The sequence below is a fragment of the Pseudomonas azerbaijanorientalis genome, from assembly GCF_019139795.1.
Classification (GTDB): Bacteria; Pseudomonadota; Gammaproteobacteria; order Pseudomonadales; family Pseudomonadaceae; genus Aquipseudomonas; species Aquipseudomonas laurylsulfatiphila.
On record NZ_CP077078.1, the window covers coordinates 5,165,704 to 5,192,291 of the forward strand.

General features: G+C 60.4%; 23 protein-coding genes and 1 pseudogene. 14 read left to right on the plus strand and 10 right to left on the minus strand.

Going from position 1 to position 26,588, the window contains the following annotated elements; genetic code table 11:
• Positions 1–76 precede the first annotated feature (76 nt).
• On the plus strand, positions 77–532 hold the full coding sequence (locus KSS91_RS23100) for a DUF721 domain-containing protein (RefSeq protein WP_095965404.1): 456 nt from the start codon (positions 77–79) through the stop codon (positions 530–532).
• 118 nt (positions 533–650) lie between these two features.
• Here KSS91_RS23100 and KSS91_RS23105 read toward each other — a convergent pair whose 3' ends face one another.
• On the minus strand, positions 651–2,129 hold the full coding sequence (locus KSS91_RS23105; protein WP_217836222.1) for a helicase HerA-like domain-containing protein: 1,479 nt from the start codon (positions 2,127–2,129) through the stop codon (positions 651–653).
• A gap of 188 nt (positions 2,130–2,317) precedes the next feature.
• On the opposite strand from KSS91_RS23105, the pseudogene KSS91_RS28875 reads away from it, so the two are divergent.
• From KSS91_RS28875 to gpgF, 5 genes and pseudogenes are all read left to right on the plus strand, one after another.
• A pseudogene (locus tag KSS91_RS28875) lies at positions 2,318–3,349 on the plus strand (HAMP domain-containing protein); the annotation flags it as partial.
• 93 nt (positions 3,350–3,442) lie between these two features.
• Entirely contained in the window at positions 3,443–4,207 is a 765-nt protein-coding gene (locus tag KSS91_RS28880) for a methyl-accepting chemotaxis protein (RefSeq protein ID WP_428608872.1), read from the plus strand.
• A 227-nt stretch (positions 4,208–4,434) separates the two neighbouring features.
• The gene (gene gpgS / locus KSS91_RS23115; protein ID WP_217836224.1) at positions 4,435–5,547 is read left to right on the plus strand and encodes an N-acetylglucosaminyl phosphatidylglycerol synthase; all 1,113 of its coding nucleotides are present in this window, start codon (positions 4,435–4,437) and stop codon (positions 5,545–5,547) included.
• Positions 5,540–6,316 carry an N-acetylglucosaminyl phosphatidylglycerol deacetylase gene (gene gpgD, locus KSS91_RS23120; RefSeq protein ID WP_217836225.1) on the plus strand — a complete coding sequence of 259 codons (777 nt, stop codon included), beginning with the start codon at positions 5,540–5,542 and terminating at the stop codon, positions 6,314–6,316. The genes gpgS and gpgD overlap by 8 nt, the downstream gene beginning before the upstream one ends.
• Positions 6,313–7,308 (plus strand): glucosaminyl phosphatidylglycerol flippase, encoded by a 996-nt coding sequence (gene gpgF, locus KSS91_RS23125; RefSeq protein ID WP_217836226.1) that lies wholly within the window; start codon positions 6,313–6,315, stop codon positions 7,306–7,308. The genes gpgD and gpgF overlap by 4 nt, the downstream gene beginning before the upstream one ends.
• A gap of 24 nt (positions 7,309–7,332) precedes the next feature.
• Here the strand turns inward: gpgF and KSS91_RS23130 are convergent, their stop codons facing one another.
• Positions 7,333–7,509, minus strand: a complete 177-nt coding sequence (locus KSS91_RS23130; protein WP_217836227.1) for a hypothetical protein — start codon at positions 7,507–7,509, stop codon at positions 7,333–7,335.
• A gap of 86 nt (positions 7,510–7,595) precedes the next feature.
• Positions 7,596–8,444 carry a formyltetrahydrofolate deformylase gene (purU, locus tag KSS91_RS23135; protein WP_007977367.1) on the minus strand — a complete coding sequence of 283 codons (849 nt, stop codon included), beginning with the start codon at positions 8,442–8,444 and terminating at the stop codon, positions 7,596–7,598.
• Positions 8,445–8,780: 336 nt separating this feature from the next.
• Here purU and mvaT point away from each other — a divergent pair, with 336 nt between their 5' ends.
• Entirely contained in the window at positions 8,781–9,158 is a 378-nt protein-coding gene (gene mvaT, locus KSS91_RS23140) for a histone-like nucleoid-structuring protein MvaT (RefSeq protein ID WP_007933316.1), read from the plus strand.
• A 101-nt stretch (positions 9,159–9,259) separates the two neighbouring features.
• Here mvaT and sbcB read toward each other — a convergent pair whose 3' ends face one another.
• Positions 9,260–10,690 (minus strand): exodeoxyribonuclease I, encoded by a 1,431-nt coding sequence (gene sbcB, locus KSS91_RS23145; protein ID WP_217836228.1) that lies wholly within the window; start codon positions 10,688–10,690, stop codon positions 9,260–9,262.
• Positions 10,691–10,888: 198 nt separating this feature from the next.
• Here sbcB and KSS91_RS23150 point away from each other — a divergent pair, with 198 nt between their 5' ends.
• The 4 genes from KSS91_RS23150 to KSS91_RS23165 are packed head-to-tail and all read left to right on the plus strand — an operon-like array spanning position 10,889 to position 15,279.
• On the plus strand, positions 10,889–11,614 hold the full coding sequence (locus KSS91_RS23150) for an RDD family protein (protein ID WP_217836229.1): 726 nt from the start codon (positions 10,889–10,891) through the stop codon (positions 11,612–11,614).
• Complete coding sequence (locus KSS91_RS23155; protein ID WP_217836230.1) at positions 11,611–12,588, plus strand: stage II sporulation protein M; 978 nt, start codon at positions 11,611–11,613, stop codon at positions 12,586–12,588. The genes KSS91_RS23150 and KSS91_RS23155 overlap by 4 nt, the downstream gene beginning before the upstream one ends.
• Positions 12,575–14,119, plus strand: coding sequence for a DUF4129 domain-containing protein (locus KSS91_RS23160; RefSeq protein WP_217836231.1), 1,545 nt, complete (start codon positions 12,575–12,577; stop codon positions 14,117–14,119). Before KSS91_RS23155 ends, KSS91_RS23160 begins: the two co-directional genes overlap by 14 nt.
• The gene (locus tag KSS91_RS23165; RefSeq protein ID WP_217836232.1) at positions 14,116–15,279 is read left to right on the plus strand and encodes a DUF4350 domain-containing protein; all 1,164 of its coding nucleotides are present in this window, start codon (positions 14,116–14,118) and stop codon (positions 15,277–15,279) included. The genes KSS91_RS23160 and KSS91_RS23165 overlap by 4 nt, the downstream gene beginning before the upstream one ends.
• 3 nt (positions 15,280–15,282) lie before the next feature.
• Here KSS91_RS23165 and KSS91_RS23170 read toward each other — a convergent pair whose 3' ends face one another.
• Entirely contained in the window at positions 15,283–17,793 is a 2,511-nt protein-coding gene (locus KSS91_RS23170; RefSeq protein ID WP_217836233.1) for a putative bifunctional diguanylate cyclase/phosphodiesterase, read from the minus strand.
• Positions 17,794–18,420: 627 nt separating this feature from the next.
• Here KSS91_RS23170 and KSS91_RS23175 point away from each other — a divergent pair.
• Both KSS91_RS23175 and KSS91_RS23180 read left to right on the plus strand, forming a co-directional pair.
• Positions 18,421–19,422, plus strand: coding sequence for an AAA family ATPase (locus KSS91_RS23175; protein ID WP_015096627.1), 1,002 nt, complete (start codon positions 18,421–18,423; stop codon positions 19,420–19,422).
• Positions 19,419–20,738 (plus strand): DUF58 domain-containing protein, encoded by a 1,320-nt coding sequence (locus KSS91_RS23180; protein ID WP_217836234.1) that lies wholly within the window; start codon positions 19,419–19,421, stop codon positions 20,736–20,738. Before KSS91_RS23175 ends, KSS91_RS23180 begins: the two co-directional genes overlap by 4 nt.
• Positions 20,739–20,750: 12 nt before the next feature.
• On the opposite strand, the gene KSS91_RS23185 is transcribed toward KSS91_RS23180, so the two are convergent.
• A complete protein-coding gene (locus KSS91_RS23185; protein ID WP_095965416.1) occupies positions 20,751–21,110 on the minus strand; it encodes a PilZ domain-containing protein in 360 nt (119 codons plus the stop codon).
• A gap of 234 nt (positions 21,111–21,344) precedes the next feature.
• A complete protein-coding gene (locus KSS91_RS23190; protein WP_015096630.1) occupies positions 21,345–21,728 on the minus strand; it encodes a tetratricopeptide repeat protein in 384 nt (127 codons plus the stop codon).
• Between the two features lie 170 nt (positions 21,729–21,898).
• Between KSS91_RS23190 and pyk the strand changes: the two genes are divergently transcribed.
• Positions 21,899–23,350 (plus strand): pyruvate kinase, encoded by a 1,452-nt coding sequence (gene pyk / locus KSS91_RS23195; RefSeq protein WP_217836235.1) that lies wholly within the window; start codon positions 21,899–21,901, stop codon positions 23,348–23,350.
• 189 nt (positions 23,351–23,539) lie between these two features.
• Here pyk and KSS91_RS23200 read toward each other — a convergent pair whose 3' ends face one another.
• Genes KSS91_RS23200 through KSS91_RS23210 form a run of 3 tightly spaced genes read right to left on the minus strand, consistent with a single transcriptional unit; the run spans position 23,540 to position 26,353 of the window.
• On the minus strand, positions 23,540–24,289 hold the full coding sequence (locus tag KSS91_RS23200; RefSeq protein WP_217836236.1) for an enoyl-CoA hydratase-related protein: 750 nt from the start codon (positions 24,287–24,289) through the stop codon (positions 23,540–23,542).
• Positions 24,290–24,318: 29 nt separating this feature from the next.
• The gene (locus tag KSS91_RS23205; RefSeq protein ID WP_217836237.1) at positions 24,319–25,254 is read right to left on the minus strand and encodes an iron-sulfur-binding ferredoxin reductase; all 936 of its coding nucleotides are present in this window, start codon (positions 25,252–25,254) and stop codon (positions 24,319–24,321) included.
• Complete coding sequence (locus tag KSS91_RS23210) at positions 25,247–26,353, minus strand: GGDEF domain-containing protein (protein ID WP_217836238.1); 1,107 nt, start codon at positions 26,351–26,353, stop codon at positions 25,247–25,249. Before KSS91_RS23210 ends, KSS91_RS23205 begins: the two co-directional genes overlap by 8 nt.
• Positions 26,354–26,588 lie beyond the last annotated feature (235 nt).

The window sequence follows — 26,588 nt, forward strand, 5'->3', positions numbered from 1 at the left end:
GCCCACAAAAGCAATGGGCGGGCGCATCCGGTGCTTTCTGCTACCATGGCGGCTCTGTTACTTCAGGTGTCTGATCATGGCATTTCGCCCACTTACGGCCAAAGTACCCGCCGTTCTACTACGCGAAGCCAAGCCGCTGAAAGCCATTCTCGGCCACGCTCAACGCCTGGGTCATTTGCAACGTTTGCTCGAAAGCCAATTGCAACCCGCCGCTCGCGAGCATTGTCACGTGGCGTCCTGGCGCGAAGGCAGTTTGTTGCTGATTGTCACCGACGGTCATTGGGCAACCCGCCTGCGCTACCAGCAGAAGCGCCTGCAACGGCAACTGCAACTGTTCGACGAGTTTGCCAACCTGACGCGAATCCTGTTCAAGGTGCAGCCACCTACCGTCCAGCGGGGCGCGGCCGGGCACACCATGGATCTGTCGGACGATGCTGCGGCCACCATTCAGGCCACGGCCGACGGGATCAGCGACCCGAATCTGCGGGCAGCGCTGGAGCGACTGGCGGCGCACGCCAAGACCAAATCCTGACACAGAAACCCTGTGGGAGCGGGCTTGCTCGCGAATGGGTTTATCAATCGACATTTTCGTTGAATGACACACCGCATTCGCGAGCAAGCCCGCTCCCACATTTGATTGAGTCCGCCCGCTAGCGGCGTTTGCTGCCACCCAGCAATGAGCCCATCAAGCCGCGCACCAACTGTCGGCCAAGCTGGTTCGCCGCCTGTTGCATCGCCGATTTCAGCGCCTTCCCTGCTGCTGTACCGAGGAACTCACCCGCCTGTTCGGTGAAACTCGGTTCCTGTTTGCCCTGCTCCGCTTCGGGCTCGGGCGCCAGGCCCTTGCGCCCCATCAGCACTTCATAGGCCGATTCGCGGTCAATCGGCTTGTCATAACGCCCCTGCAACGGCGAACCGGCAATCAGCGCCGTACGCTCGGCGCCGGTCAAAGGCCCGATCCGCGATTGCGGCGGCGCTACCAGCACCCGTTGCACCATTTCCGGGGTGCCTTTTTCCTGCAGCGTGCCGACCAGTGCTTCACCGATCCCGAGTTCGGTCAACACCGACAACGTATCGAACGCCGGATTCGGCCGGAAACCTTCGGCCACTGCACGCAGGGACTTTTGCTCCTTGGCGGTAAACGCACGCAGTCCGTGCTGGATGCGCAAGCCCAACTGAGCCAGCACATCATCCGGCAGGTCACCCGGCGACTGGGTGACGAAATACACGCCCACGCCTTTTGAACGAATCAGCCTCACCACTTGTTCCAGGCGATCACGCAATGCCTGGGGCGTGCCGTTGAACAACAAGTGGGCCTCGTCGAAGAACAGCGCCAGCAAGGGCCTGTCGGCATCGCCACGCTCCGGCAGTTGCTCGAACAGTTCGGCCAGCAGCCACAGCAGGAACGTCGCGTAGACCTTCGGCGCTTCATGCACCAGACGGCTGGCATCCAGCAAATGGATGCGCCCGCGGCCATCGGCAGTGGGTTGGAGGATGTCCTCGAGTTGCAGCGCCGGCTCGCCGAACAAGGCATCGGCGCCCTGTTGCTCCAGGGTCGCCAGACGTCGCAGCAGCGCCTGGCTGGAGCCGGTAGTCATCAATGCCGCATCGTCGCCCAGCAACTCGGGGTGGTCCCGCAGGTGATTGAGCAACGCTTTCAGATCCTTGAGATCGAGCAACAACAGACCTTCGCGGTCCGCCACCTTGAACGCCGCGTACAGCGCCGACTGCTGACTGTCGGTCAGTTCCAGCAGGCTGCCCAACAGCAGCGGCCCCATTTCACTCAAGGTTGTGCGTAAAGGATGACCGGACTGGCCCTGCACGTCCCACAACGTCACCGGATAAGCCTGAGGCTTGTGGTTTAGCCACGGCATCCCGGCAATCCGCTCGGCGACCTTGCCCTGGGGGTTGCCTGCGGCGCCAAGGCCGCATAGGTCACCCTTGATGTCGGCGGCGAACACCGCCACGCCGGCATCGCTGAAAGCTTCGGCCATTCGTTGCAACGTCACGGTTTTTCCGGTGCCGGTCGCGCCCGCGATCAAACCGTGGCGATTGGCCAGGCGCATGGCCTGGGCAATCGGCTGCCCTTTGAGGTCGGCGCCGATAACGAGTTGCAGTGAGTCAGGCATTTGGTCACCCATGATTAATCTTTGGTCCTACACGGCCGATAGAGATAACGACAAAGCAGTCAGACACGATCTGGTAGGAAATTTCCCTAAGGAGAGTCGGAAAATTCAATTGCTTTTAACCTTGCCCGTCGTGCGTCCCTTTATAAAAGCACGCGCTGGACATTAAGACCTTAGCGGAACCCCAAGCCATGAACAAAAATCTGCGTTTCAGCCATAAAATCCTGCTTGCCGCCGCCCTCATTGTTATTGCCGCCTTCGCCTCATTCACGCTGTACAACGACTATTTGCAGCGCAATGCCATCCGCGAGAACCTTAACAACTATCTCAACGAGATGGGCGACGTCACCGCCAACAACATCCAGACCTGGCTGGCCGGGCGCATTTTGCTGATCGAGAACCTCTCGCAAAACATCGCCATCAACCCCGAACAAGCCAATGTCGCCAGCCTGCTTGAGCAGAAAACCCTGACGTCGACCTTCATGGCGTCCTACCTGGGTGATGCCACCGGGCACTTCACCATTCGTCCGGACGCGAAGATGCCGGACGGTTTCGATCCGCGTGTTCGCCCCTGGTACAAAGGCGCCGAAAACAGCAGCACGCCGACCCTGACCGAACCCTACATCGATGCGGCAACCGGCCAACTGATCATCTCGATGGCCACTGCTTCGAAAAAAGCCGGACAGAGCGTCGGTGTGGTGGGTGGCGACCTGAGCCTGCAAACCCTGATCGCTACCCTCAGTGCCCGCGACTTTAATGGCATGGGCTACGCGTTTCTGGTCAGTGCCGACGGCAAGATCCTGGTTCACCCGGACAAAGCGCTGGTGATGAAGTCCCTGAGCGAGGCGTATCCGAAAGACACCCCGCGCATCGGCAACGGCTTCAGCGAAGTGGACGTCGACGGCAAGACCCGCATTGTCAGCTTTACTCCGATCAAGGGTTTGCCTTCGGTCAACTGGTACATCGGTCTGTCGGTCGACAAGGAAAAAGCCTACTCGATGCTCAGCGAGTTCCGCACCTCGGCTGTGGTTGCAACCATCATTGCCGTGGCCATCATCATCGCCCTGCTCGGCATGTTGATTCGCATCCTGATCCAGCCGTTGCACGTCATGACCCGCGCCATGGCCGACATCGCCGACGGCGAAGGTGACCTGACCAAACGCCTGACCATCCAGAACAATGACGAATTCGGCACCCTCGGCACTGCGTTCAACCGTTTCGTCGAGCGCATTCACGGCTCGATCCGCGAAGTGTCCTCGGCCACCGGGCAAGTCAACGAAGTGGCGTTGCGCGTGGTCGCGGCCTCCAACTCGTCGATGTTCAACTCCGACCAGCAAGCCTCGCGCACCAGCAGTGTCGCGGCCGCCATCAATCAGCTCGGCGCCGCCGCGCAGGAAATCGCCCGCAACGCCGCTCAAGCTTCGAGCCAGGCCAGCGATGCCCGCAGCCTGGCCGAAGACGGCCAGCAAGTGGTGGACCGCAGCATCGTGGCGATGAATCAACTGTCGAGCATGCTCAGCGCCTCGAGCACCAATATCGAATCGCTCAACAGCAAAACCGTGAACATCGGGCAGATTCTCGAAGTGATCACCAGCATTTCCCAGCAAACCAACTTGCTCGCACTCAATGCCGCGATCGAAGCCGCGCGTGCCGGTGAAGCCGGTCGAGGTTTTGCCGTGGTGGCGGACGAGGTGCGCAACCTGGCACACCGCACGCAGGAATCGGCGCAACAGGTACAAACCATGATCGAAGAGCTGCAAGTCGGCGCCCGGGAATCGGTGAGCACCATGAGCGACAGTCAGCGCCACAGCCAGGACAGTGTGGAAATCGCCAACCTCGCGGGCGAACGTCTGAACAGCGTGACCTTGCGTATCGGGGAAATCGACGGCATGAACCAGTCGGTGGCCACCGCGACCGAAGAACAGACCGCCGTGGTGGAGTCGATCAACGTCGACATCACCGAGATCAACACGCTGAACCAGGAAGGCGTGGAAAACCTGCAATCGACCTTGCGCGCGTGCTCGGACCTTGAGCAGCAGGCGGCGCGGTTGAAGCAGCTAGTCGGAAGTTTCAGGATCTGAGGCGCGCTCACCGGCCCCTTCGCGAGCAAGCCCGCTCCCACATTTGATCTTCAGTGGACACAAACTTTGTGTACGACCGAAATCCACTGTGGGAGCGGGCTTGCTCGCGATGGCGGCCTGTCAAACACTACAAAACCCGCTGACATCCCACCCGCACAACCCCAACCGAACATCTATCCTTCATAAAGGTCAACCAAGGGAATACCGGGACCGGAGGATCGTTCATCGTGCATATCGCTGACATCACCATGTTCTACGCCCCTGCCAGCGGTGGCGTGCGTACTTATCTGGATGCAAAGCACCGTCGCCTGGGCATCAAGCCGGGCATTCGCCACAGTTTGCTGATCCCCGGATCGTCCTTGACCGAGCAGGATGGCATCTTCACCGTTCCAGCCCCTGCCTTGCCCTTCGGCAAAGGCTATCGCTTCCCGCTGCGTCTCGCGCCCTGGCGCAATGTCCTGCAGGATTTGCAACCTGACCTGATCGAAGTCGGCGACCCCTACCTCACCGCATGGGCAGCGCTGGACGCACGGAGGCAACTCGATGTACCGGTCATAGGCTTCTATCACTCGGACCTGCCGCTGCTGGTCAGCAACCGCATGGGCAACTGGGTGACCAACAACGTCGAGGCCTATGTCAGCAAGCTCTACGGCAACTTCGACCGGGTCCTGGCGCCCAGTCGGGTCATGGCCGACAAACTCTCCGGGCTTGGGGTCAGGAATGTGTTCGTGCAACCGCTGGGCGTCGACCTGCAAACTTTCAATCCCGATGCCAGGGACCCCGAGCTGCGGGCCGAGTTGGGCCTGGACGACAACACCCGGCTGCTGATCTTCGCCGGGCGCGGTTCCAAGGAAAAAAACCTGCCAGTGCTGCTCGAATGCATGAAATGCCTGGGCCGCCGCTATCACCTGCTGCTGGTTGGCTCATCGATGCCGACAGCCGTGCCGTCCAATGTGACAGTGATCGACAAGTTCTGCCCGGCGCCACAGGTGGCCCGCCTGATGGCCAGCGCCGACGCCTTGCTGCACGCCGGCGATCAGGAAACCTTCGGTCTGGTGATACTCGAAGCCATGGCCAGCGGTATTCCGGTGGTGGCCGTGGCGGCCGGGGCTTTCGAGGAAATCGTCACCGAGGACTGCGGCCGGCTTTGCGCGCCGAACGATCCAGCCGCAATGGCCACCGCTGTTCGAGAACTGTTCGGCTCGAGCAGCGTAGCGCTGGGCCGCCAAGCGCGGTTACATGTCGAACGACATTACGCCTGGGACACGGTGGTCACCAGTTTGCTGTGCCACTACCACGCCGTGCTCGGCAGCCAATGGCCGCTGACAGCCAATGGTTGAGCCCATGAACAGGCCCGCTTTACTGCTGGTACTGCACGACGTGGCACCACCCACCTGGGCCGATTACCAACCGTTCGTCAAAGCCGTCGACGCCTTGGGGGACGTGCCGATCACTTGGCTGGTGGTTCCCGATTACCACAAACACAACAACCTGGACGCCCATCTGCCGTTTTGCCGCCAGCTCAGTGCCAGGGTCGCCCGGGGCGACGAACTGGCACTGCATGGCTATTTCCATAGCGACGAGGGGCCGATGCCCTTCAATCCCCGCGACTGGTTCATGCGTCGGGTCTACACCCACGAAGGCGAGTTTTATCGTTTGTCACAAGAGGCCGCCCTCGCCCGCCTGCGCTCGGGCATCGAGATGTTCCACCGGCATGACTGGCCGCTGGAAGGGTTCGTCGCCCCGGCCTGGCTGATGAGCCAGGGCACTCGCCAGGCATTGCGCCAATTGCCGTTGAGTTACACCAGCGACTCGCAGCATTTATACCGTTTACCGGAATTCACCGCGATCGAGGCGCCGGGGCTGGTCTGGAGTGCGCGCAGTGCCTGGCGGCGGGGTGTATCGAAGCTCGTCAGCGACCGCCGTGAACAACGCTGGCAACACGCCCCGGTGATTCGCCTGGGCTTGCACCCGGTGGACATGCGTCATGAGTTCTCGCACCGATACTGGCTGCGAACCCTTGAGCGCCTGCTCGATATTGGACGCGTTCCGATGACCAAGTCCCAGTGGCTGGCGCTGCAAAACAACCGAATGGGCTGCGCCGCATGAGTCGCGCCCTGCTATTGCTCGTCGGCCTGCTCGCGGCAGTGCTGATTCCGTTACTGTTGGGCGGCAGCGAAATCGGCTCCCGGCTGAGCGGTTTTCCGCTGCCGTGGCTGTTGATCATGTTCGGCATGATCCTGCTGTGCTGGGGTGTGAACACCCTGCGTTTGCGCCTGTTGCTGGGGGATCAATGCCACAAGGTCAGCCGGCTCAGGAGCCTTGGCGTGGTGATGGCCGCCGAATTTGCCTACTGCGCCACGCCCGGCGGCAGCGGCGGGCCGCTGACGATCATGGCGTTGCTGGCGCGTCATGGCGTGCGTCCGGCCAGGGGCAGTGCCGTGTTTGCCATGGACCAACTGAGCGACTTGCTGTTTTTCCTCTGCGCCCTGAGCGGGATTCTCGTTTACGCCCTGTTCCAGCACCTCAGCCAGCGCATGGAATGGATGCTGATGGTCAGCGCTGTTTCGCTGTTCGGCGGCTTGATCACCTGCGCCATGGTCGCCCGCTATCACCGCTCGTTGATTCGCCTGAGCGGTCGATGGCTCGCCCGAGTCAATGTCAAGGCGGCCACGCGAATGCGCTGGGCACGCAAGCTCCTGCAGTTTCTGGCGGCGTTTACCGACACGCTGAAATTGCCCGCGCAGACCTTGATCAAGGTATTCGTCCTGACCTGTGTGCATTGGCTCCTGCGCTACAGCGTGCTCTATCTGGCGTTACGCGGGCTCGGCGCGGATTTGCAGTGGGCCTGGAGTTTTCTGATCCAGATGCTGGCGCTCAGCGCCGGGCAATTCAGCCTTCTGCCGGGCGGAGCCGGGGCGGCGGAGCTGACGTCGGCGGCGCTTTTGGCACCCATGGTCGGGAAATCCACGGCCGCCGCGGCGATTCTGATCTGGCGGGCGGTAACGTATTACTTCTACTTGCTGGTCGGTGGGCCAGTGTTTTTGCTGATGCTGGGGCGGCCGCTGCTGAAGAAATTGATGAAAATCAGGCAGGCCTGAAAAGATCGCAGCCTGCGATCTTTTTTAATCCTTCCCGGTTTCATCGTCAGACTCCTGCTGCAGCTGATCCCACAACTCAGCCGCCCCCGGAAACTCCGTACCGTCTTCAGGCCCCATGTCATCGGGGTCGTAGCGGCTCAGGCAACCCTCGCCCAGCGTGGCGGGAGCCCTGGATGTGGCTTTGTCCAGTGGATCGGCCATGGTCATGTCCTCGGTGCAGAAACGGCGAAGGGCCTGGAGCGATTGAACGCCCAGGCCCTTCGAATTTCAACCGCGCCGTGCGTCTATCAGAAGACGACGGTTTTGTTGCCGTGCACCAGCACCCGGTCTTCCAGGTGATAACGCAGGCCACGGGCCAGCACCATCTTCTCGACATCGCGGCCGAAACGCACCATGTCTTCGATGCTGTCGCTGTGGCTGACACGCACCACGTCCTGCTCGATGATCGGGCCGGCATCCAGCTCTTCGGTCACATAGTGGCAAGTCGCGCCGATCAGCTTCACACCACGCAGGGAGGCCTGGTGATACGGCTTGGCACCGACGAACGACGGCAGGAAGCTGTGGTGAATGTTGATCACCTTATGCGCGTATTCGCTGCACAACTCGGGCGGCAGGATTTGCATGTAACGGGCCAGCACCACCACTTCGGCGTCGTGCTGTTTGACCAGGCGCGATACCTCGGCGAAAGCCGGCTGCTTGTCCTGCGGATTGACCGGGACGTGGTAGTACGGAATGCCGTGCCACTCCACCATGCTGCGCAAGTCATCGTGGTTGGAAATCACGCAGGAGATTTCGCAGTCCAGTTCATCGCTGTGCCAGCGATGCAGCAAGTCGGCCAGACAGTGCGACTCGCGGCTGGCCATCAGCACGACACGCTTCTTTTGTTCGGTATCGGTGATGCGCCAGTCCATCGAGAACTCTTCGGCGATCGGGGCAAAGGCTTCGCGCAACGCTTCGATACCAAATGGCAGGGAGTCGGCACGGATTTCGTGACGCATGAAAAACCAGCCACTGAGATTGTCCGAGTGATGGCTCGCTTCAGTGATCCAACCGTTGTGTGATGCCAGAAAGTTACTGACTTTGGCAACGATGCCAACACGGTCCGGGCAAGAAATCACCAGACGAAAAGTGCGCATGAGGGGGAAACTCCAGAACTTCGCAAAGGCCGCCATTCTAGCGATTGCGCAGCAAAACTGCAGTATTGTTGACGTTTCGCCCTGTCGGAAGGTCGATGCGGCTGGACCGACAACACCCGTGCCGGTTCGTCCGGATGCTCTAGCGGTGCCGGGCAATTGTTAAATTATGTATATCTGACGGACCTGGATCACACTAATAACGGCATTACCAATGTGCGCCCGAGACACAGCAACTAAATTAAATAAAGTTAGCTTAAATGTTTACTTGATGAAACACCGTGACTATTATTGCCGCACTGTCACCTGCCATCCAGCGTACAACATAAGGTAGTTCCCATGTCCTTGATCAACGAATATCGCGCCACCGAAGAAGCTATCAAAGAGCTGCAAGCCCGTTTGAAGAACCTGTCCCAAGACGACAAACTGCAAACCGAGCTGGAATTCGAAGGCAAACTGCGCACCTTGATGGGTGAGTACTCCAAGTCCCTGCGTGACATCATCGCGCTGTTGGATCCAGAGTCGAAAACCAAGGCACCACGCGGCGGTGCAGTGAAAACTACCGGCACCAAGCGTGCTCGCAAAGTTAAACAATACAAAAACCCGCACAACGGCGAAGTCATCGAAACCAAAGGTGGCAACCACAAGACTCTGAAAGAGTGGAAAGCCAAGTGGGGCGGCGACGTGGTAGAAGGCTGGGCTACCCTGCTGGGCTAAGCCTCAGAGCTTGTCGCAGATGGACCCGTGACAAAAAAAGGAACGCCAGCAAATGCTGGCGTTTTTTTATGCGCGGTATTTAAGCACCGGCAGGTTCGATTTCAAAGATGCAAACGCTGACGCAATCCCAGGACATAATCCTGCCACTCACCGAGCACCCCCTGCTGAAACGCAGTGGCACTAACGCTCAATTGGGCTGCAGCCTCTACAAAACTTTCGAGGGTATTTGGCGCCCCCCATCCGGGATCTGACAAACGCTTCTGACAGAATATTCGCCAGCGCTCTTGCTCCTCGGCATTCAAGGTATCGGGAAAGTTGCGTGCGCGATATCGAAATAATAACTCAGGCAAGCGTTCGTCATCGAAAGGCCACTGCTCTTGTGCCAACTGCATCGGGTCAACGGTTCTGACTTGTTCGCACAAACGCCGGTCCCGATCACCGATGAATCCATCGTATAACTGTTGCTCCGGGTCCTGGCTCTGAGAAAAATCTTCGCGGGCATAAATCGCCAAGACTTTATCCAGCCAAACTTCCCGCGCGTCATTTAGCTGCAGCACTCGCTGTTGATACAGCGCCATGTCCAGCCCCAGGCGCTGCTGATCATCCTGGCGAAGTACCGACAACGGGGCCACCACCGGGCACTTGTTGATGTGAATCAGCTTCAACGGCACTGGCAACTCCCCCTCGGCCAGTTCGTCGTGGCGGGTATACAAGCGCTGACGCAAACTTTCGGCATCCAGGTCGAGCAGGCCCTGGGGGTCCAGGTGCAGGTCACAGACAATCAGGGCGTTCTTGTTGCGTGGGTGCCAGGCCAGGGGCAACACCACCCCCACATAGCTGCGCGCCGCCGAAAAGCGTCCGGAAACATGCACCAGCGGTTGCAGCAGGCGTATCTGGTCCATGACTTTTTGCTTGCTGCGCAGTTGAAACAGCCAGGCGTAGAGCTTTGGCTGTTTTTCCCGAATGAGGCGCGCCAGGGCAATTGTCGCGCGAACATCCGACAGCGCCTCGTGGGCATTGCCATGATCGATGCCGTTGGCCGCGGTCAGGCGTTCAAGCTTGAGCGTGACCCGCCCTTCGTCGTCCGTCGGCCATTGCAGGCCATCGGGGCGCAAGGCATAAGCGGCGCGCACCACATCGATCAGGTCCCAGCGGCTATTGCCGCCCTGCCATTCCCTCGCATAAGGGTCGAAAAAGTTTCGGTACAGGCTGTAGCGGGTCATCTCGTCATCGAAACGCAGCGTGTTGTACCCCGCGCCACAGGTGCCCGGTGCCGCAAGCTGGGCATGCACCCGTGTCATGAAATCGGCTTCGCTCAAGCCCTGCGCCTGCAGTTGCCCGGGCGTGATTCCCGTGATCGCACAAGCGGCCGGGTGCGGCAGGATGTCGTCGCTGGGTTGGCAATACAGATTGACCGGCTCGTCGATTTCATTGAGATCGAAGTCGGTGCGCAGGCCGGCCATTTGCAACGGACGGTCGCAACGGGGATTGATGCCAGTGGTTTCGTAGTCGTACCAGAAGATGGAGGTCACGGGCGATTCCTGAACTGAAGATCGGCAAAGTCTAGGCGTTCACCTCACGCCCCGGCCAGTAGTCTGTCATTCAAGCATCTTGCACGGCTCGCCATGCAATACACAGTTATGTCGTTTCCCTGCGCCCCCGCCCCTCGAATAGGCTGCTAGCATCGAATGGATACACAATCCCGATCCAGGCCACATCATCAGGTGCCCATGCTCGAGACCACAGCACAGCCACGGAATGCGCCGCTGTCACCACCGCTGGATACGCGGTACCAGGTCGAAACGCCGGAGGGCGTCGACCTGCCGCTGCGCCCGGCCGGGTTGATGGTTCGTGCGCTGGCGTTCGCCATCGATCTCGGTTTGCGCGGCCTGGCCCTCGGTGTGCTGTTCATTGCGCTGGCGATGCTCGGCAAATTGGGCGCCGGGCTCGGGTCGATCCTGCTGTTCGTAGTGAGCTGGTGGTACATGGTGCTGTTCGAGGTGCTCAACCAGGGTCGCTCGCCGGGCAAGCAATGGATGGGACTGCGGGTGGTGCACGACGATGGCACCCCGGTCGGCTGGTCCGCTTCGCTGCTGCGCAACCTGCTGCGCGTTGTCGACCTGTTGCCCTTCGGCTACTTCCTCGGGGCCATCAGCTGCCTGCAACACCCCCACTTCAAGCGCCTTGGCGATATCGCCGCCGGGACCCTGGTAATCTACCGCGAACACTCGCACACCCGCCCCGAGCTCCCCGAAGCCCAGCCCCGCCGCACGGCATTTGCCCTGACGCTCAGCGAGCAACGGGCCATTCTCGGGTTTGCCGAGCGCCAGGGCGAACTCTCCCGGGCGCGGGTCGATGAACTGGCCACCATTCTCGCCCAACCTTTGCAAGTCCCGGCCCCGCAGGCGGTGACCGAGCTCAACGGCATCGCCCGCGGCTTGTTGGGGCCGACATGAAACAAAGCCTTTTCGAACGTCGGCACAAGGCCGAGTGGGAACGTTTCTGCGGGCTGCTCGAGCAATTGGAACGGGACGGCAAGGTTACCGACGCCGGCAGTTTCCCGAAGGACTACCGACGCCTCTGCCAACACCTGGCACTGGCACGGGAGCGTGGCTACAGCAGTTTTCTGATCGACTCGTTGCAGCAACACGTGCTGCGCGGGCATCAACAGCTTTACCGTCACCGCAGCCGCCTGGGGGCCAATGCGCTGGCTTTCATCCTCGCGGATTTCCCGCGCCTGGTGCGCGAACAGTGGCGTTTTGTGCTCGCCGCCAGCCTGATGTTCTTTGTCAGCCTGGGCGGTTTCGCGTTGCTGGTGTACCTGTTCCCGGACCTGATCTACAACCTGATCCCCGCCGAGCAGGTCAGCGAAATGCAAAGCATGTACGACCCCGTTGCCGGTCACCTCGGGCGCTCGGTGCAACGGGCCGCCAGTGAAGACTGGGTGATGTTCGGCTACTACATCATGCACAACATCGGCATTGCCTTTCAGACCTTCGCCAGCGGTTTGCTGTTTGGCCTGGGCAGCGTGTTCTTCCTGATTTACAACGGCCTGATGATTGGTGCGGTGGCCGGGCATCTGACTTACGTCGGCTACGGGCAGACCTTCTGGTCATTCGTGGTCGGTCATGGCGCTTTCGAACTCAGCGCCATCGCCCTGGCAGGCGCCGCCGGTCTGAAGCTGGGCTGGGCGTTGGTCGCCCCGGGGCGCCTGCCCCGCGCCGAGTCCTTGCGATTGGCGGCGCGCAAGAGCGTGCTGCTGATCTGCGGGGTCATGCTGTTTCTGTTGATCGCGGCGTTTATCGAAGCCTACTGGTCATCGATGACTCGCCCTTCGTACCAGACCAAGTACCTGGTCGGCGCGGCACTCTGGTTGCTGGTGGTGATTTATTTCGTATTCGCCGGACGTCGCCGCCATGCGCCTGAATGACGCCAGCGTGGTCATTCGCCCGCGCTCGACATGGGAAGCCATGGACCTCGGCGTGCTCCTGAGCCAGCGCCACCGACGCCTGCTGATGACCAGTTGGGCGTTGCTCACGCTGCCGGTGTTCGCGTTGCTCAGTTGGGGGCTCTGGGACTCGCCTTCTCTCGCCGTGTTGATTTTCTGGTGGCTGAAACCGGCATTCGACCGCTTGCCCTTGTACATCCTGTCCAAAGCCATGTTCGGCGAAACACCCACGCTCAAGCAGGCCCTGCGGCAATGGCCGCGGCTACTCAAAGGGCAATTGCTGGCCAGCCTGACCTGGCGACGCCTGAGTCTGCAGCGCAGTTTCGTGATGTCGGTGGCGCAACTCGAAGGCCTCGACGGACAACAGCGCCAGCAGCGTTTGGAGGTGCTGTTGCAGCGGGACGCCGGCGCCGCACGCTGGCTGACGATCATCGGCGCGCACCTGGAAGGCGCGCTGTGGATCGGCTTGATGGTGTTGTTCTATCTGCTGTTGCCACAACAGGTCGCGCTCGACTGGAGCTGGCAGTCGCTGATCTCTGCGGCCACCCAGGACTGGCGCTGGCTGGAACACCTGACCAACCTGTTTTATGCATTGGTGCTGGTGGTCTGGGAACCGATCTATGTCGCCTGCGGTTTCAGCCTTTATTTGAACCGGCGCACTGTGCTGGAGGCCTGGGATATCGAACTGGTGTTCCGCCGGATGCGCCAGCGTCTGATCAGTGCGAGCAGCGTGCTGTTGATCGCCGTGATGTTGCTGATGTCACCTGCACACAGCCTGTGGGCCGCCGAACCGGCCATTTCACCCGACAGCCCGCGCCTGCTGGGCCAGCCCCTGAACACCCAGGTCGCCAGGGACAACATCAAGACAATCCTCGAACAGCCCCCCTTCAAGAACCGGGAAGCGGTGACACACTATCGCTTCAGCGAAGACCCTCCGGGCGCTGAAGCGTCGGGCGACGGGCAGACACCGCAATGGTTGAAGTCCCTGTTGCAGTTGTTTGAGGGACAGCGCTTCAGAACCTTGGCGAACCTGATTGAAATCGCGCTGTGGGCCATCGTCATCGGTGCTGTCGGCCTGTTGATCTGGCGCTATCGCGACTGGGTGCAAGCGTTCGTCAGCCGGCGACCGACCCTCGACGCCAAAGCCGTGCGCCCCTTGCCGCAACAGGCGTTTGGCCTGGACCTCAAGCCCGAGTCCCTGCCCACCGACATTGCCACCCGCGCCGAAAGCCTCTGGCAGAGCCATCCGCGCGAAGCCCTCGGCTTGCTCTATCGCGCCCTGCTCAGCCGCCTGTCGCACGACTTCAACATCGCGCTCGAGGCCGCCGACACTGAAGGGCAGGTGCTGCAGCGCATCGAGCAATTACAGCAACCAGCCTTGCTGGCCTACAGCAAAAACCTGACCGGGCACTGGCAAGACATGGCCTACGGTCACCGCCTGCCCCCCGCACAGGTGCAACAGGAATTGTGTGACGGCTGGCGCGTGTTGTTCGACCCGGAAGCGCTCCGTTGAGTCGGCGCCGGGGGACGATCGCCATTGCCCTGCTCGCTGTGCTGGTGGCTGCACTGGGTGTTTATCTGTACCTCAAGGCAACCCCTTACCAGGTCGAAATCGACCACGGTCCTTCTCCCGAAGCCAGGGCCAACCCTTATCTGGCGGCGCAGCTGTTCCTGCGCCGGCAAGGCCTGAGCGTCGATCACGCCAACGGCCTGGACATCCTGCCCGGCCTCGATCCGCATCAGCACAGCCTGTTGTTGCTCGGGGACCGCTACAACATGACGCCACGGCAAATCGACCAGGTGATGAACTGGACCCGGGCCGGCGGGCGGCTGCTGTTCGTCGCCGAGTCGTTGTGGGATGAAAAACTCGGCCATAGCAATGACCTGCTGCTTGACCGGGTACAACTGCGCCAGTCCTTGAGCAAAGACCTCAAGGAGCCGCCTCCGGATGTCGGTGACGATCCTTACCCACAACTGACCAAGCTCTATCTGGAAGACGAAAACGCCCCGGCCTATGCCGGTTTCGATACCGCTTTCCATCTCGAGGACCCGAAAAACCTCGCCCAGGCCTGGGCCAACAGCGCCAGGGCGACGCACATGATGCAACTCGATTACGGACTCGGCTCGATCATCGTGGTCACCGATGCCGACCTGTGGAAAACCCCGGCCGTCGAGCAATACGACAACGCCTGGCTGCTCTGGTACCTGACCGCCGACACCCGCGTGACGCTGATCTTCAATACCGATCACGACAGCCTGCCGACCTTGCTGCGGCGTTACTTCCCCCAGGCGCTGGTCGCGTTGTTCGCCTTGATCGGCCTGGGTTTCTGGCACTTTGGCGTGCGTCAGGGGCCGTTGCTGGAACCGGCACCGAAAGCACGCCGGCAACTGCAGGAGCACCTGCGCGCCAGTGCCGACTTCCTGTTGCGCCGCAACGGTCAAGCCGGCTTGCTGCAAGCCTTGCAACAGGACATTCTGCGGCGCGTGCGACGTCGCCATCCCGGCTTTGAACAACTCGCCGTCGCCGAACAATGGTTGCTGCTCGCACGCCTGACCGGCCAACCCGCACGCGCTATCAGCCAGGCCATGAGCCCGCGTCCGAATCAACGGCTTTCCAGCGTTGAATTCAGCCGTCAGGTCGCCCACCTGCAATCCCTGAGGAACGCCTTATGATCTTTATGGCGATTCAGTCTTGGTCCATGGGGAATCAGTGCTCGCCATGAATCTTTCGTGAACATACTCCACAAATTGTTCGGCTGGCAGTGGCGGGGAAAACAGGAAACCCTGGTAGGTCTGGCAGCCATGCTTGACCAGAAAGGTACGCTGAGCTTCTGTCTCCACACCTTCTGCAATCACCGAAAGCCCCAATATCTGGCTCAGGCTCACAATCGCGCAGGCGATGGCGGCGTCGTTGGAATCAACCAGCACATCTCTGATGAAGGACTGGTCGATCTTGAGTTGATCCAGCGGAAGGCTCTTGAGGTATGACAGTGACGAGTAGCCGGTACCGAAATCATCCAGCGAAAGGCCTATGCCGATCTCTTTCAACTCGATCATTTTGGCGACAGTACCTTCCATATCCTCAATCAGCAGGCCTTCGGTCAGTTCCAGTTTCAATTTCTTCGGATCGGCCCCCGTGTATCTCAGTACTTGCAGTACCTCCTCGACGAAGTCCGGATGGTGAAACTGACGGGCGCTGACATTCACAGCCATACCCAGCCGGGCGGTTTCCGAATGCCTTGCCCAGGCAACCAGCTGAGTGCAGGCTGCCTGCAGCGCCCAACGGCCTAACGGCAGAATCAGCCCCGTTTCCTCTGCCAATGGAATGAACTCGCCTGGAAACACGACTCCGCGCTCAGGATTCTGCCATCTCATCAGTGCCTCTGCGCCAATGATACGGCCCTCACTATTGACCTGCGGCTGGTAATGAAGAATGAATTCGTTGTCCTGCAAGCCTTGGCGCAAGTCTACTTCCAGTCTGGCGCGTGCCGTGGCAACCGCCTGCATTTCCGGATCGAAGAAGCGCATGGTATTGCGGCCCGCCGCCTTGGCGCGATACATCGCCAGGTCAGCGCGCTTCAAAATATCGTCCGCTGTGCTCAGCTGCCCCTGGAACAGCGCAATGCCGAGGCTGGGGGTGCTGTGGTGCTCATATCCATCCAACTGGTAGGAAATGTTCAGAGAGTTGAGAATCTTTTCGCCAATAGCCTTGGCCTGGATAGCTGCTTCTGGAGGGTTCTCATTAAGGCCATCCAGCAGGACGACAAATTCGTCTCCGCCCAAGCGAGCCACGGTGTCGCTCTCGCGTATGCAGCCGCAAAGGCGCAGAGCAACTTGCTGCAGCAACATGTCGCCTCTGTCATGCCCCAGCGTGTCGTTCAGTGCCTTGAAGTTATCCAGGTCAATGAGAATTATCCCGCTCGTATGCAGGCTACGGGAGCTGCCCGCCAGCAGATGCTGTAACCGGTCCAACATGAGCCGCCTGTTGGGCAGCCCGGTCAACTGATCGTAGAAGGCCAAACGCTGGACCTCTTGCTCAGCGGTCTTGCGGTGGGTGATGTCAGTATTGATCGACAGAACGGATTGCGGCTGGCCATCATCGTCTCGCACCAGGGTTCGATGACTTTCGAGCGTGATGGTGCAGCCATCCCGGCGTCGAAGTGTCACTTCGTCCGCCCAGTCACCCGTTTCGATCAGGCTGTTGGTGGCCGCATTGAAAGCGGCGCTACCCTGGTAGATCAACTCCTGTGCCGATTTGCCGAGTGCCTCTTCCTTTGACAGACCGTAGAGACGCTCGGCACTTTTGTTCCAGTACAGGATGCGGTTATCCATCCCGTGAACGACAATGGCGTCCTGGGCCTTGTCCAGCAGCGATGCTTGCTGGCGGGCCTGCTTCTCGCTTTCGCGCAGCACTGCCAGATAACCCTCCCTTTCAGCTGCTTGCGACTCCATTTCGCGCCTGATCTTGCCCCCGTAGATCATGGCCGCACTGACCATCAACAGCACGAACACCATGATCGCGTATTCGACCCGGCGCAGTTCTTCGACCGACTCAAGCTCCTCTTCCAGGAGCTTGCTTTGAATCAGGCCAACGCGATCGCGCACGGTACTGAGTGAGGCGAGCAACAGGGCAAACTTCCTGTCCATCGTTGCCATGCGTTTGCCGGCATTATCCGACTGCCCCTCCCTGAAGTAGGAAAAGATCAGCAAGGCCTCGTTCACCATTTCGACCATCGCGGCATCAACTGCACCCACCTCATCCTTCAATGCAAGGGTAAAGGCTTGTATATCTGCACTGTGTTCAGCCTCATTGGCGATCCGTACTTCCAACTGTTTTTTGGCCATTGCCAAATGCTCGTTGAAGACGCGCAAGGCTTCATTCATGTTCCCCGATTCGGCTTCAACATTATGTGTATCGAACACATTATTGCCCGGCGCATTGACTGTGGAAGCCAGGCTGCCCAGCGTTGAATAGCTCGACAGCTGCTGGACCCACGACTGGTTTGCCTTGATGGAGCGGTGATAGGTATCGACGATCAGGTGATTCAATAGCACGCTCAGCACAACAACCAGCACGTCGAATCCCGCAAGAAAAAAGTACATGCGGTGCCACTTGGTCGAACGCGGCTTATTTGTACTGGTGGGTATGGCTTGCTTTGCGGCGTTTTTATCCCTGAAAGAATCCATTTCACAATCTCCAAACATAATCCTTCTAAATCAACCAATAGAAGCGGTATTCGGAAACCAATCAACCTTTTGTGCCGACACTAAGCAATGCATTTGGCGATGCTAATTTCATGGTGGAATTTTTTTACTCTCGGAATCAGCCTCTTAACATTTCGGCGATAAAGCGAAATCATTTTCATTTGTTGTCTTTGACATCATCGTTCCAGGTAACGATTCTCCTCGCTCTCCATTGTAGAACTGAACGTCGGCAATCACTTTTGCCAGATGTTCTGTTCCTTTCAATTTCCTCAACCTCGTTCTGCACCTATGGCGAGCGTGCAGACCAAGCTTAGCTACTAATTTGCCATTATTCTGTTCGCCGACTGCTCCAGGTCGGTAGTAGCCCTTGATGGAGGCAGGCAATGTCGGCAGTTGCACTTCAGGGTGGGCGAGTGACGGCTGAGATAGACTAACCTCCACCTCTGACGAATGCTCAAATGTGGGGTTGCCATGGAATTGCAATGAAGCAGATTGGCAGTCACTCACTCCTTCCACGCGTAAAAAAACACGTGAAAAAAGTTAGATTAGGTAAGTGACTGATTTATGGAAGATAAAACCAATGTAGCAGTTAGCAAGGCTCCGGAACCAATGAATGAGCCGATCGAGTCCGACGCAACGAGCCATGCCGCTCAACAGCGTCAGCGTGCCGGCCATCTGGCCCAGGCCGTACGCAAAGAATTGCAAAAAGCCGTGATTGGCCAGGACAGTGTGATCGACGACGTGCTGACCGCGCTGATCGCTGGCGGCCACGTATTGCTCGAAGGCGTACCGGGGTTGGGCAAGACCCTGTTGGTACGCGCCCTCGCCCGTTGCTTCGGCGGTGAGTTCGCACGCATCCAGTTCACCCCGGACCTGATGCCCAGCGACGTCACCGGGCACGCGGTGTATGACATGCAGACCGAGCAATTCAAACTGCGCAAAGGGCCGTTGTTCACCAACCTGCTACTGGCCGACGAGATCAACCGCGCCCCGGCGAAAACCCAGGCGGCGCTGCTCGAAGCCATGCAGGAACGGCAAGTCACCCTCGAAGGCCAGCCATTGCCGATCCCGCAACCCTTCATGGTGCTCGCCACGCAAAACCCGATCGAACAGGAAGGCACTTACCCGCTGCCGGAAGCCGAACTGGATCGCTTCATGCTCAAGGTGCGCATGGATTACCCGGACGCCGAGCAAGAGTTGGACATGGTGCGTCAGGTCAGCCGCTCGACCCGGGCCGACATGCTCGATGTCCAGCCGATGCGCACCTTGTTGCAGGCCAGGGATGTGCTGGCCCTGCAACGCATCGCCAGCGACCTGGCGCTGGACGATCAGGTGCTCGATTACGCCGTGCGCCTGGCCCGCTCCACCCGCAGCTGGCCCGGCCTGACCCTCGGCGCCGGCCCGCGCGCGTCCATCGCGCTGGTGCGGTGTGCCCGTGCCCGTGCGCTGCTGCGCGGCGGGGAGTTCGTGATTCCGGACGACATCAAGGGTTGCGCCTTGGCCGTGCTGCGTCATCGTGTGCGCATCGCGCCGGAGCTGGACATCGAAGGGCTGGATGTCGATCAGGTGCTCCGACAGATGCTCGACCAAGTACCGGCACCGCGGCAGTGAAACCCTCGCGCCTGCTATTGATCTGGTTAACGTCACTACTGGCCATCGGCATCGTGCTCGGCAGTCTGCGGGCGTTGGAGCTGGCGGTGCCGGCGAGCGTCACGCAGATCAATTGGGGACTGCTCCTGGCATTGCTGGTCCTGGCCCTGCTCGATGCCTTTCGGCTGAAGCGACTACCCTCGCCCCGGCTGAGCCGTGAGATACCCGGCAGTCTGGCCCTCGGTCGCTGGAGCGATGTGCAACTGATCCTTGAACACGACTTTTCACAACCGCTGAGCGTACAGATCTTCGACCATGTACCCTCGGGCCTGGACTTCGAACACCTGCCGCTGACTGTCGAGTTGCAACCGGGCCAGCACAGCCGAATCGACTATCGGCTACGTCCGCTCAAACGCGGGCACTTCAGTTTTGAGCACTGCGAAATCAACCTGCCGAGCCCATTGGGTTTGTGGTCCGACAAACGCATTCTCGATGTCGCGGACAACATCCGCGTCTATCCCGACTTCGCCCGAATCTATGGCGGCCAGTTACTGGCTGTGGATAACTGGCTCAGCCAGCTCGGCGTACGTCAACGCCAGCGTCGAGGCCTGGGACTGGAGTTTCATCAGCTACGGGAATTTCGCGAAGGCGACAGCCTGCGTCAGATCGACTGGAAAGCCACCGCCCGCCAGCGCTCGCCCATTGCCCGGGAGTATCAGGACGAACGCGACCAGCAGATCATCTTCATGCTCGACTGCGGCCGGCACATGCGCAGCCAGGACGGCGAGCTATCGCACTTCGACCATGCGCTTAATGCCTGTTTGCTGCTCAGCTACGTCGCGCTACGCCAGGGCGACGCGGTGGGCCTGAGTACCTTTGCCAGCGAGCAGCCGCGCTATCTTGCGCCGGTAAAAGGCAGCAGCCATCTCAACACACTGCTCAATCGCGTCTATGACTTGCACAGCAGCCAACGCAGCGCCGACTACCAAGCCGCCGTTACGCAACTGCTGGCACGGCAAAAACGCCGGGCACTGGTGGTACTGGTGACCAACCTGCGCGAAGAGGACGACGAGTTGCTCCCGGCGGTCAAGCGCCTGAGCCAGCAGCACCAGGTGCTGGTCGCGAGCCTGCGCGAGGACGTGCTCGACACCTTGCGCCAGTCACCGGTACAGACCTTGTCCGAGGCGCTGGCCTATTGCGGGACCGTGGACTACCTCAATGCACGCGCCGAACTCCATGAGCGCTTGAACGCTCATGGAGTGCTGGTGATGGATGCGTTACCCGGCGAGTTGGGGGCGGCGTTGGTGACGCGGTATCTGGGCTGGAAAAGAGCTTGAGCCTGAGTGATCTCAAGCCGAGGCCGGCAATGACTGAAAGCTGAAGTACTGCTTCAACGCCCTCACCAATTGCCCATACTCCGGCGGTGCCCGTTGCAGGCTGAAACCGGCGTCGTAATGTTGGGGGGTCGCGTCTTCGTGGCACCACAGGCAACAGGCCTGCAGGTCGATGATCCGCTGGCCGCCTTCGGTCGCCGGGATTTTCAGGCGCAGGTTGAAGTCCGCGCCGATCATCATTGGCAGCTGGCTGATCAGCATCAGCCCGTCTTCGGAGACATTGCCCAGGTAGCCGATGGGTTTGCCGGTGATACCGTTGAATACTTTCAGGAAATACGGCAGTTGATGCCGCTCGATTCGGCGGTCGGTGAACATGTGCGTTTTCGCTATGCAAGGCTCTTAAGCAGAGCCGCACTACTGCTTCGGAACGGGTACTCATTGAGTCTTGGCCCGCTCTCCCCGCTCCCGGTGCGCCAGTCCTTACGGCGCTGAGTCCTGCTTATGCCGGTCACAGGTGTTGCCCCGATTCAGAGGCAAGGCTCTAAAACCGGTTTCTTGGACTATAGCTCAGCGCCGCCGGGGAGCCAGCGATGGAATGCTCGCCTGCCATCAGAACTGCGTCGGTTTTACCGCCGCGGCACTGCGCAGCGGGTAGTGGCCCAGGCTCTGCAAGGTTTCCAGGCGGGCGCGGGCGCGGTAGGCGTACTCGCTTTGCGGATAGGCGGCAATAATGAACTGGTAGGTCTGGGCCGCGTCGATAAACATCTTCTGCCGCTCCAGGCACTGGCCGCGCATCATCGACACTTCCGGCCATACGTAAGGCCGCGCGCGGCTGTCGCGTTCGACCTTGGACAGTTCGAGCATCACCTGCTCGCAATTGCCCCGGTCATAGGCGCTGTAGGCATTGTTCAAGTGATGGTTCATTGCCCAACGGGTGCAGCCGGTGGCACTGAGGGCGCCGACGGCAAGGGCAGCAATGAGTACGAATCGCATGGGGATCTCCTGTCTTGAACGTTGTATCGACCCGTGGGCGAAAATCTTCAGGCTGCCTGGCGCAAAGTTGTCAGGTTCAATAAAGAAAGAAAAAAGTAGTGCATACGAACAATGACTACACCTTCGGAGCATAGTAGCCTCACTCAGCGCTTGAACTCAGGAGTCTTTGCATGTCCGTCCGTCGTACCAAAATCGTCGCCACCCTTGGCCCGGCCAGTAACTCGCCGGAAGTTCTCGAACAGCTGATTCTGGCTGGCCTGGACGTCGCCCGCCTGAACTTCTCCCACGGCACCCCCGACGAGCACAAGGCTCGCGCGAAGCTGGTGCGTGACCTCGCTGCCAAGCACGGCCGCTTCGTCGCCCTGCTGGGTGACCTGCAAGGCCCGAAAATCCGTATCGCCAAATTCGCCAACAAGAAGATCGAGCTGAAGATCGGTGATCAATTCACCTTCTCCACTAGCCATCCTCTGACCGAAGGCAACCAGCAAGTGGTCGGCATCGATTATCCGGACCTGGTCAAGGACTGCGGTGTGGGCGACGAGCTGCTGCTCGACGACGGTCGCGTGGTGATGCGCGTCGATACCGCCACGGCCACCGAACTGAACTGCACCGTGACCATCGGCGGCCCGCTGTCCGACCACAAAGGCATCAACCGTCGCGGTGGCGGCCTGACCGCTCCGGCCCTGACTGAAAAAGACAAGGCCGACATCAAGCTCGCTGCGGAAATGGAAGTCGACTACCTCGCCGTGTCCTTCCCGCGTGACGCGGCCGACATGGAATACGCCCGTCAACTGCGCGACGAAGCCGGCGGCACTGCCTGGCTGGTGGCGAAGATCGAACGCGCCGAAGCCGTGGCCGATGACGAAACCCTCGACGGCCTGATCAAGGCGTCCGACGCGGTGATGGTTGCCCGTGGTGACCTGGGTGTGGAAATCGGCGACGCCGAACTGGTGGGCATCCAGAAGAAGATCATTCTGCACGCACGTCGTCACAACAAGGCGGTGATCGTCGCGACCCAGATGATGGAGTCGATGATCCAGAACCCGATGCCGACCCGCGCCGAAGTGTCCGACGTTGCCAACGCCGTGCTCGACTACACCGACGCCGTGATGCTCTCGGCCGAAAGTGCCGCAGGCCTGTACCCGCTGGAAGCCGTTCAGGCCATGGCGCGTATCTGTGTCGGTGCCGAAAAGCACCCGACCAGCAAGACCTCCAGCCACCGCATCGGCAAGGAGTTCCAGCGCTGCGACGAGAGCATTGCGCTGGCGACCATGTACACCGCCAACCACTTCCCGGGCGTGAAGGCGATCATCGCCCTGACCGAAAGTGGCTACACCCCGCTGATCATGTCGCGCATCCGTTCCTCGGTGCCGATCTACGCGTTCACCCCGCACCGCGAAGCCCAGGCTCGCGCGGCGATGTTCCGTGGCGTGTACACCATCCCGTTCGACCCGGCTTCGCTGGCGCCGAACGAAGTCAGCCAGAAGGCGATCGACGAGCTGGTCAAGCGCGGCGTAGTACAGAAAGGCGACTGGGTCATCCTGACCAAAGGTGACAGCTTCCACACCACCGGCGGCACCAACGGCATGAAGATCCTGCACGTTGGCGATCCGATGGTCTGAGTGACCGGTTGCTGAAAAACAAAAGCCCCGCCATGTGAATGGCGGGGCTTTTTGCTGCCTGATCCATTTTTTTTGTTGCCTGATCCGGCCCCATCGCGAGCAAGCTCGCTCCCACATTTTTTGCGGTGAATCCCAATCCCTGTGGGAGCGAGCTTGCTCGCGATGGGGCCGGCCCAGTCAGCGAAAGATTCAATGCCGCTTGATGAACCCGGTCAACGCCGCCAACGCCTCCGGTGACCGCAACCGCTGGGTGAACAACGCCCCCTCCTCTTCTATCACCTTGCGCAACAGCTCCCGATCCGGCGCTTTCATCAGTTGCTTGCTGATCCGCACCGCTTCCGGCGGCAGCGACTCAAAGCGCAAGCCCATCTCCCGCCCCTTGGCCAAGGCCTCCTCGCCACTGCCCAAGGCTTCATTGGCAATGCCCCAGGCAGCCGCCTGTTCACCGCTGAAACCTTCACCCAGCAGCAACAACTCCGCCGCTTTGGCCTGCCCGAGCAAGCGCGGCAGGATCAGGCTGGAACCGAACTCAGGGCATAACCCGAGATTGACGAACGGCATGCGCAGGCGCGCATCGCGGCTGACGTAGACCAGATCGCAATGCAGCAACATCGTCGTGCCAATGCCCACCGCCGCCCCGGCCACGGCGGCGATCACCGGTTTGCGGCATTCGAGCAGGTTGAGCATGAACTGGAACACCGGGCTGTCGAGGCTGGTCGGCGGTTGCTGGATGAAATCGGCGATGTCGTTGCCGGCGGTGAAGCATTCGGCTGAGCCGCTGATCAGTACGGCACTGATCCCCGGGTCGTTGTCGGCCTGTTTCAGCGCCTCGGCCAGTTGGCTGTACATGGCGCGAGTCAGGGCGTTTTTCTTGTCCAGGCGATTCAGGCGCAGGGTCAACAGGCCGCGTTCGCGTTCAACTTGGATGGCTTCGGTCATGGCAGGTCTCACGTCTGAAAAGTCAGCGCTCAACCACGGGGCAGGAACACATCGGCCAGCAGTTGATTGCGCGGCAGTCCCGCCAGGTACAGGCGCCGGGCAAAGGCATCGACACTGTCGGGGGCTCCGCAGAGTAAGGCCAGGGTTTGCCGGGAAACAAGCCGCAGTTGCGCCAAAGCCGCTGGCAACTCGGCCGGGGTCCAGAGTTCGACACTCAGGTTCGGACGGCTGGCGACCATGGCCTGTAGAGGCTTGGCCAGGTAGTGCTCATCGACATCATGGGCCAGGTGGATGACACGGATGGCGCCTTGGTGATCCTGGCGCAGCGCTTCGCGCAACACACCAAACAATGGCCCCAACCCGGTGCCGGCCGCCAGCAGCCACAATGGCCGGGTATGCCAGTCCGGATCGTAATGCAAGGCACCGCCGCGCAATTCACCGAGACGGATCGGATCGCCGATGCGCAATTGCCGGGCGGCATCGCTGAATTCCCCGGGCTTGCGGCAATCGAGATGAAACTCCAGAAAACGGTCTTCCTGCGGCAGGCTGGCAAGGGAATACGGCCGCGCCACGTTGCCCGCCCACAACACCAGGTGCTGGCCGGCGCTGTAGCGCAGCGGTCGCTGCGCGATCACCCGCAAGCGCAGCACCGTGGTGCTCAGCCAATCGACCGCGGCGACCTCGGCCGGTTGGCCATCGACCTGCGGGTCGAAAGCATGCACCTGCAAGTCCTCGACCACCTGGCACTGGCACGCCAGGCGCCAACCCTGTTCTCGCTGCTGCGCACTCAGGGCATCGGGGCGGCTGTCGCTCGGCAGGCCCCGTACACACTGCACCAGGCACGCATGGCAACTGCCGGCGCGGCAACTGTAAGGCACCGGCACGCCGTTCTGATTCAGCGCGTCGAGCAGATTGCTGCCCGCCGCTACCGACCAGTGGCGCTCGCCAACCCGCAATTCAGGCATCGACGTTCTCCCACGCCGCCGCGCATCGGTTACGACCGTCACGCTTGGCCCGATAGAGCGCCTGATCGGCCCGTTGCAGCGCGTCATCGAGGTCGTCGCCCAGCTCCAGCAGGGTCATGCCGGCGGACAGGCTGAGGTTGCGCACATTCAGACCGATCAACTCGACATCGGTGAAGGCGATGCGCAGCCGTTCGCAGCACGAAGTCAGACTGTCGGCATCGCAATCGGGCAGCAGCACCACGAATTCTTCGCCGCCGTAGCGAGCCAGAACATCGCTGTCACGCAGGCACGCGGTGGCAACGCCGGCAAAGGCTTGCAGCACCTGATCGCCGGCGGCATGCCCGTGCAGATCGTTGATGCGTTTGAAATGGTCGAGGTCGATCAGCGCCAGGCCATGCACGACTCCGGCTTCCATGGCGTTCAACTCGCGGGAAGCCAGGCGCAGGAAATGCCGGCGATTGAACAGGCCTGTGAGTTCGTCGGTGGCCACCAGATCTTCGAGCTGGCGCATCATCCCGCGCAAGGTGTCCTGGTGCGCCTGCAAGGCAAAACGCCGCTGACGCATGCGTTGTCGTGAAGCCTGGACGTAGCGGGCATACAACACCAGCCACACCAGCACGATGAACAGCACGCACACCTGCAACACCGCCATGGCCGGGTCGGGCAACTGGAAGTGGTAGCCCTCCCACAGAGTGATCGCGCTAAAGCTGAAGAACACCAGCAATGCGCATCGCACAAAGGATCGGCGTGACAGATGGAACAGGCCGAACAGCAGGATAAGAACGTAAAACACCAGGAACGCACCCCGGGCTTCGTCCAGATGGGCGATCAGCCAGGTTTGCCAGCCAAGCCCCAACAACACTTGCGCCTCGGTCAGGCTGGGGTCGGCGAAACGCAGGTTGCAGCCGCTGTAGAACACCGCGAACAGGATGGCCTGGCTGGTCACGACCAGTGCGCTGCCGATGGCGACACTGGCCAGCGGCGCGTCGTAGTGACCGGTAAAAAACGCCAGCCACAGCAACAGCAATACCAGGGCATAGGTGCCGGCCGCGAGGGCGAAACGTTTGAGCAACAGGCGCTGGATGGCGTTATGGGTCAATCGTTGACTCACCAAATGAAAGGAGACTGACAGAGCGTCCTACTCTACAGACCGCATGTCACTTTAGTGGCGTGGCCGATAAATGACCATTCAATTTTCGGGATGACCCGATTCCCCTGCAGGAGCTGCCGCAGGCTGCGATCTTTTGATCTTGACCTTAAAAGATCGCAGCCTGCGGCAGCTCCTACAGGGGCCGGGTACGACAATGAGACCAAGGTTTGACCACTGGCGCGTG

Excerpts from the sequence above, each read along its gene's own strand:
- purU (WP_007977367.1), bottom strand. The coding sequence starts at position 8,444 with ATGCGCACTTTTCGTCTGGTGATTTCTTGCCCGGACCGTGTTGGCATC.
- KSS91_RS23130 (WP_217836227.1), bottom strand. The coding sequence starts at position 7,509 with ATGGCCGATCCACTGGACAAAGCCACATCCAGGGCTCCCGCCACGCTG.
- KSS91_RS23200 (WP_217836236.1), bottom strand. The coding sequence starts at position 24,289 with ATGACCGAAGCCATCCAAGTTGAACGCGAACGCGGCCTGTTGACCCTG.
- gpgF (WP_217836226.1), top strand. The coding sequence starts at position 6,313 with ATGAGTCGCGCCCTGCTATTGCTCGTCGGCCTGCTCGCGGCAGTGCTG.
- KSS91_RS23190 (WP_015096630.1), bottom strand. The coding sequence starts at position 21,728 with ATGCGATTCGTACTCATTGCTGCCCTTGCCGTCGGCGCCCTCAGTGCC.
- KSS91_RS23170 (WP_217836233.1), bottom strand. The coding sequence starts at position 17,793 with ATGGATTCTTTCAGGGATAAAAACGCCGCAAAGCAAGCCATACCCACC.
- pyk (WP_217836235.1), top strand. The coding sequence starts at position 21,899 with ATGTCCGTCCGTCGTACCAAAATCGTCGCCACCCTTGGCCCGGCCAGT.
- KSS91_RS23100 (WP_095965404.1), top strand. The coding sequence starts at position 77 with ATGGCATTTCGCCCACTTACGGCCAAAGTACCCGCCGTTCTACTACGC.
- KSS91_RS23185 (WP_095965416.1), bottom strand. The coding sequence starts at position 21,110 with ATGTTCACCGACCGCCGAATCGAGCGGCATCAACTGCCGTATTTCCTG.
- KSS91_RS28880 (WP_428608872.1), top strand. The coding sequence starts at position 3,443 with ATGTTCAACTCCGACCAGCAAGCCTCGCGCACCAGCAGTGTCGCGGCC.
- gpgD (WP_217836225.1), top strand. The coding sequence starts at position 5,540 with ATGGTTGAGCCCATGAACAGGCCCGCTTTACTGCTGGTACTGCACGAC.
- mvaT (WP_007933316.1), top strand. The coding sequence starts at position 8,781 with ATGTCCTTGATCAACGAATATCGCGCCACCGAAGAAGCTATCAAAGAG.
- KSS91_RS23175 (WP_015096627.1), top strand. The coding sequence starts at position 18,421 with ATGAATGAGCCGATCGAGTCCGACGCAACGAGCCATGCCGCTCAACAG.
- KSS91_RS23205 (WP_217836237.1), bottom strand. The coding sequence starts at position 25,254 with ATGCCTGAATTGCGGGTTGGCGAGCGCCACTGGTCGGTAGCGGCGGGC.
- KSS91_RS23150 (WP_217836229.1), top strand. The coding sequence starts at position 10,889 with ATGCTCGAGACCACAGCACAGCCACGGAATGCGCCGCTGTCACCACCG.
- KSS91_RS23155 (WP_217836230.1), top strand. The coding sequence starts at position 11,611 with ATGAAACAAAGCCTTTTCGAACGTCGGCACAAGGCCGAGTGGGAACGT.
- KSS91_RS23105 (WP_217836222.1), bottom strand. The coding sequence starts at position 2,129 with ATGCCTGACTCACTGCAACTCGTTATCGGCGCCGACCTCAAAGGGCAG.
- KSS91_RS23160 (WP_217836231.1), top strand. The coding sequence starts at position 12,575 with ATGCGCCTGAATGACGCCAGCGTGGTCATTCGCCCGCGCTCGACATGG.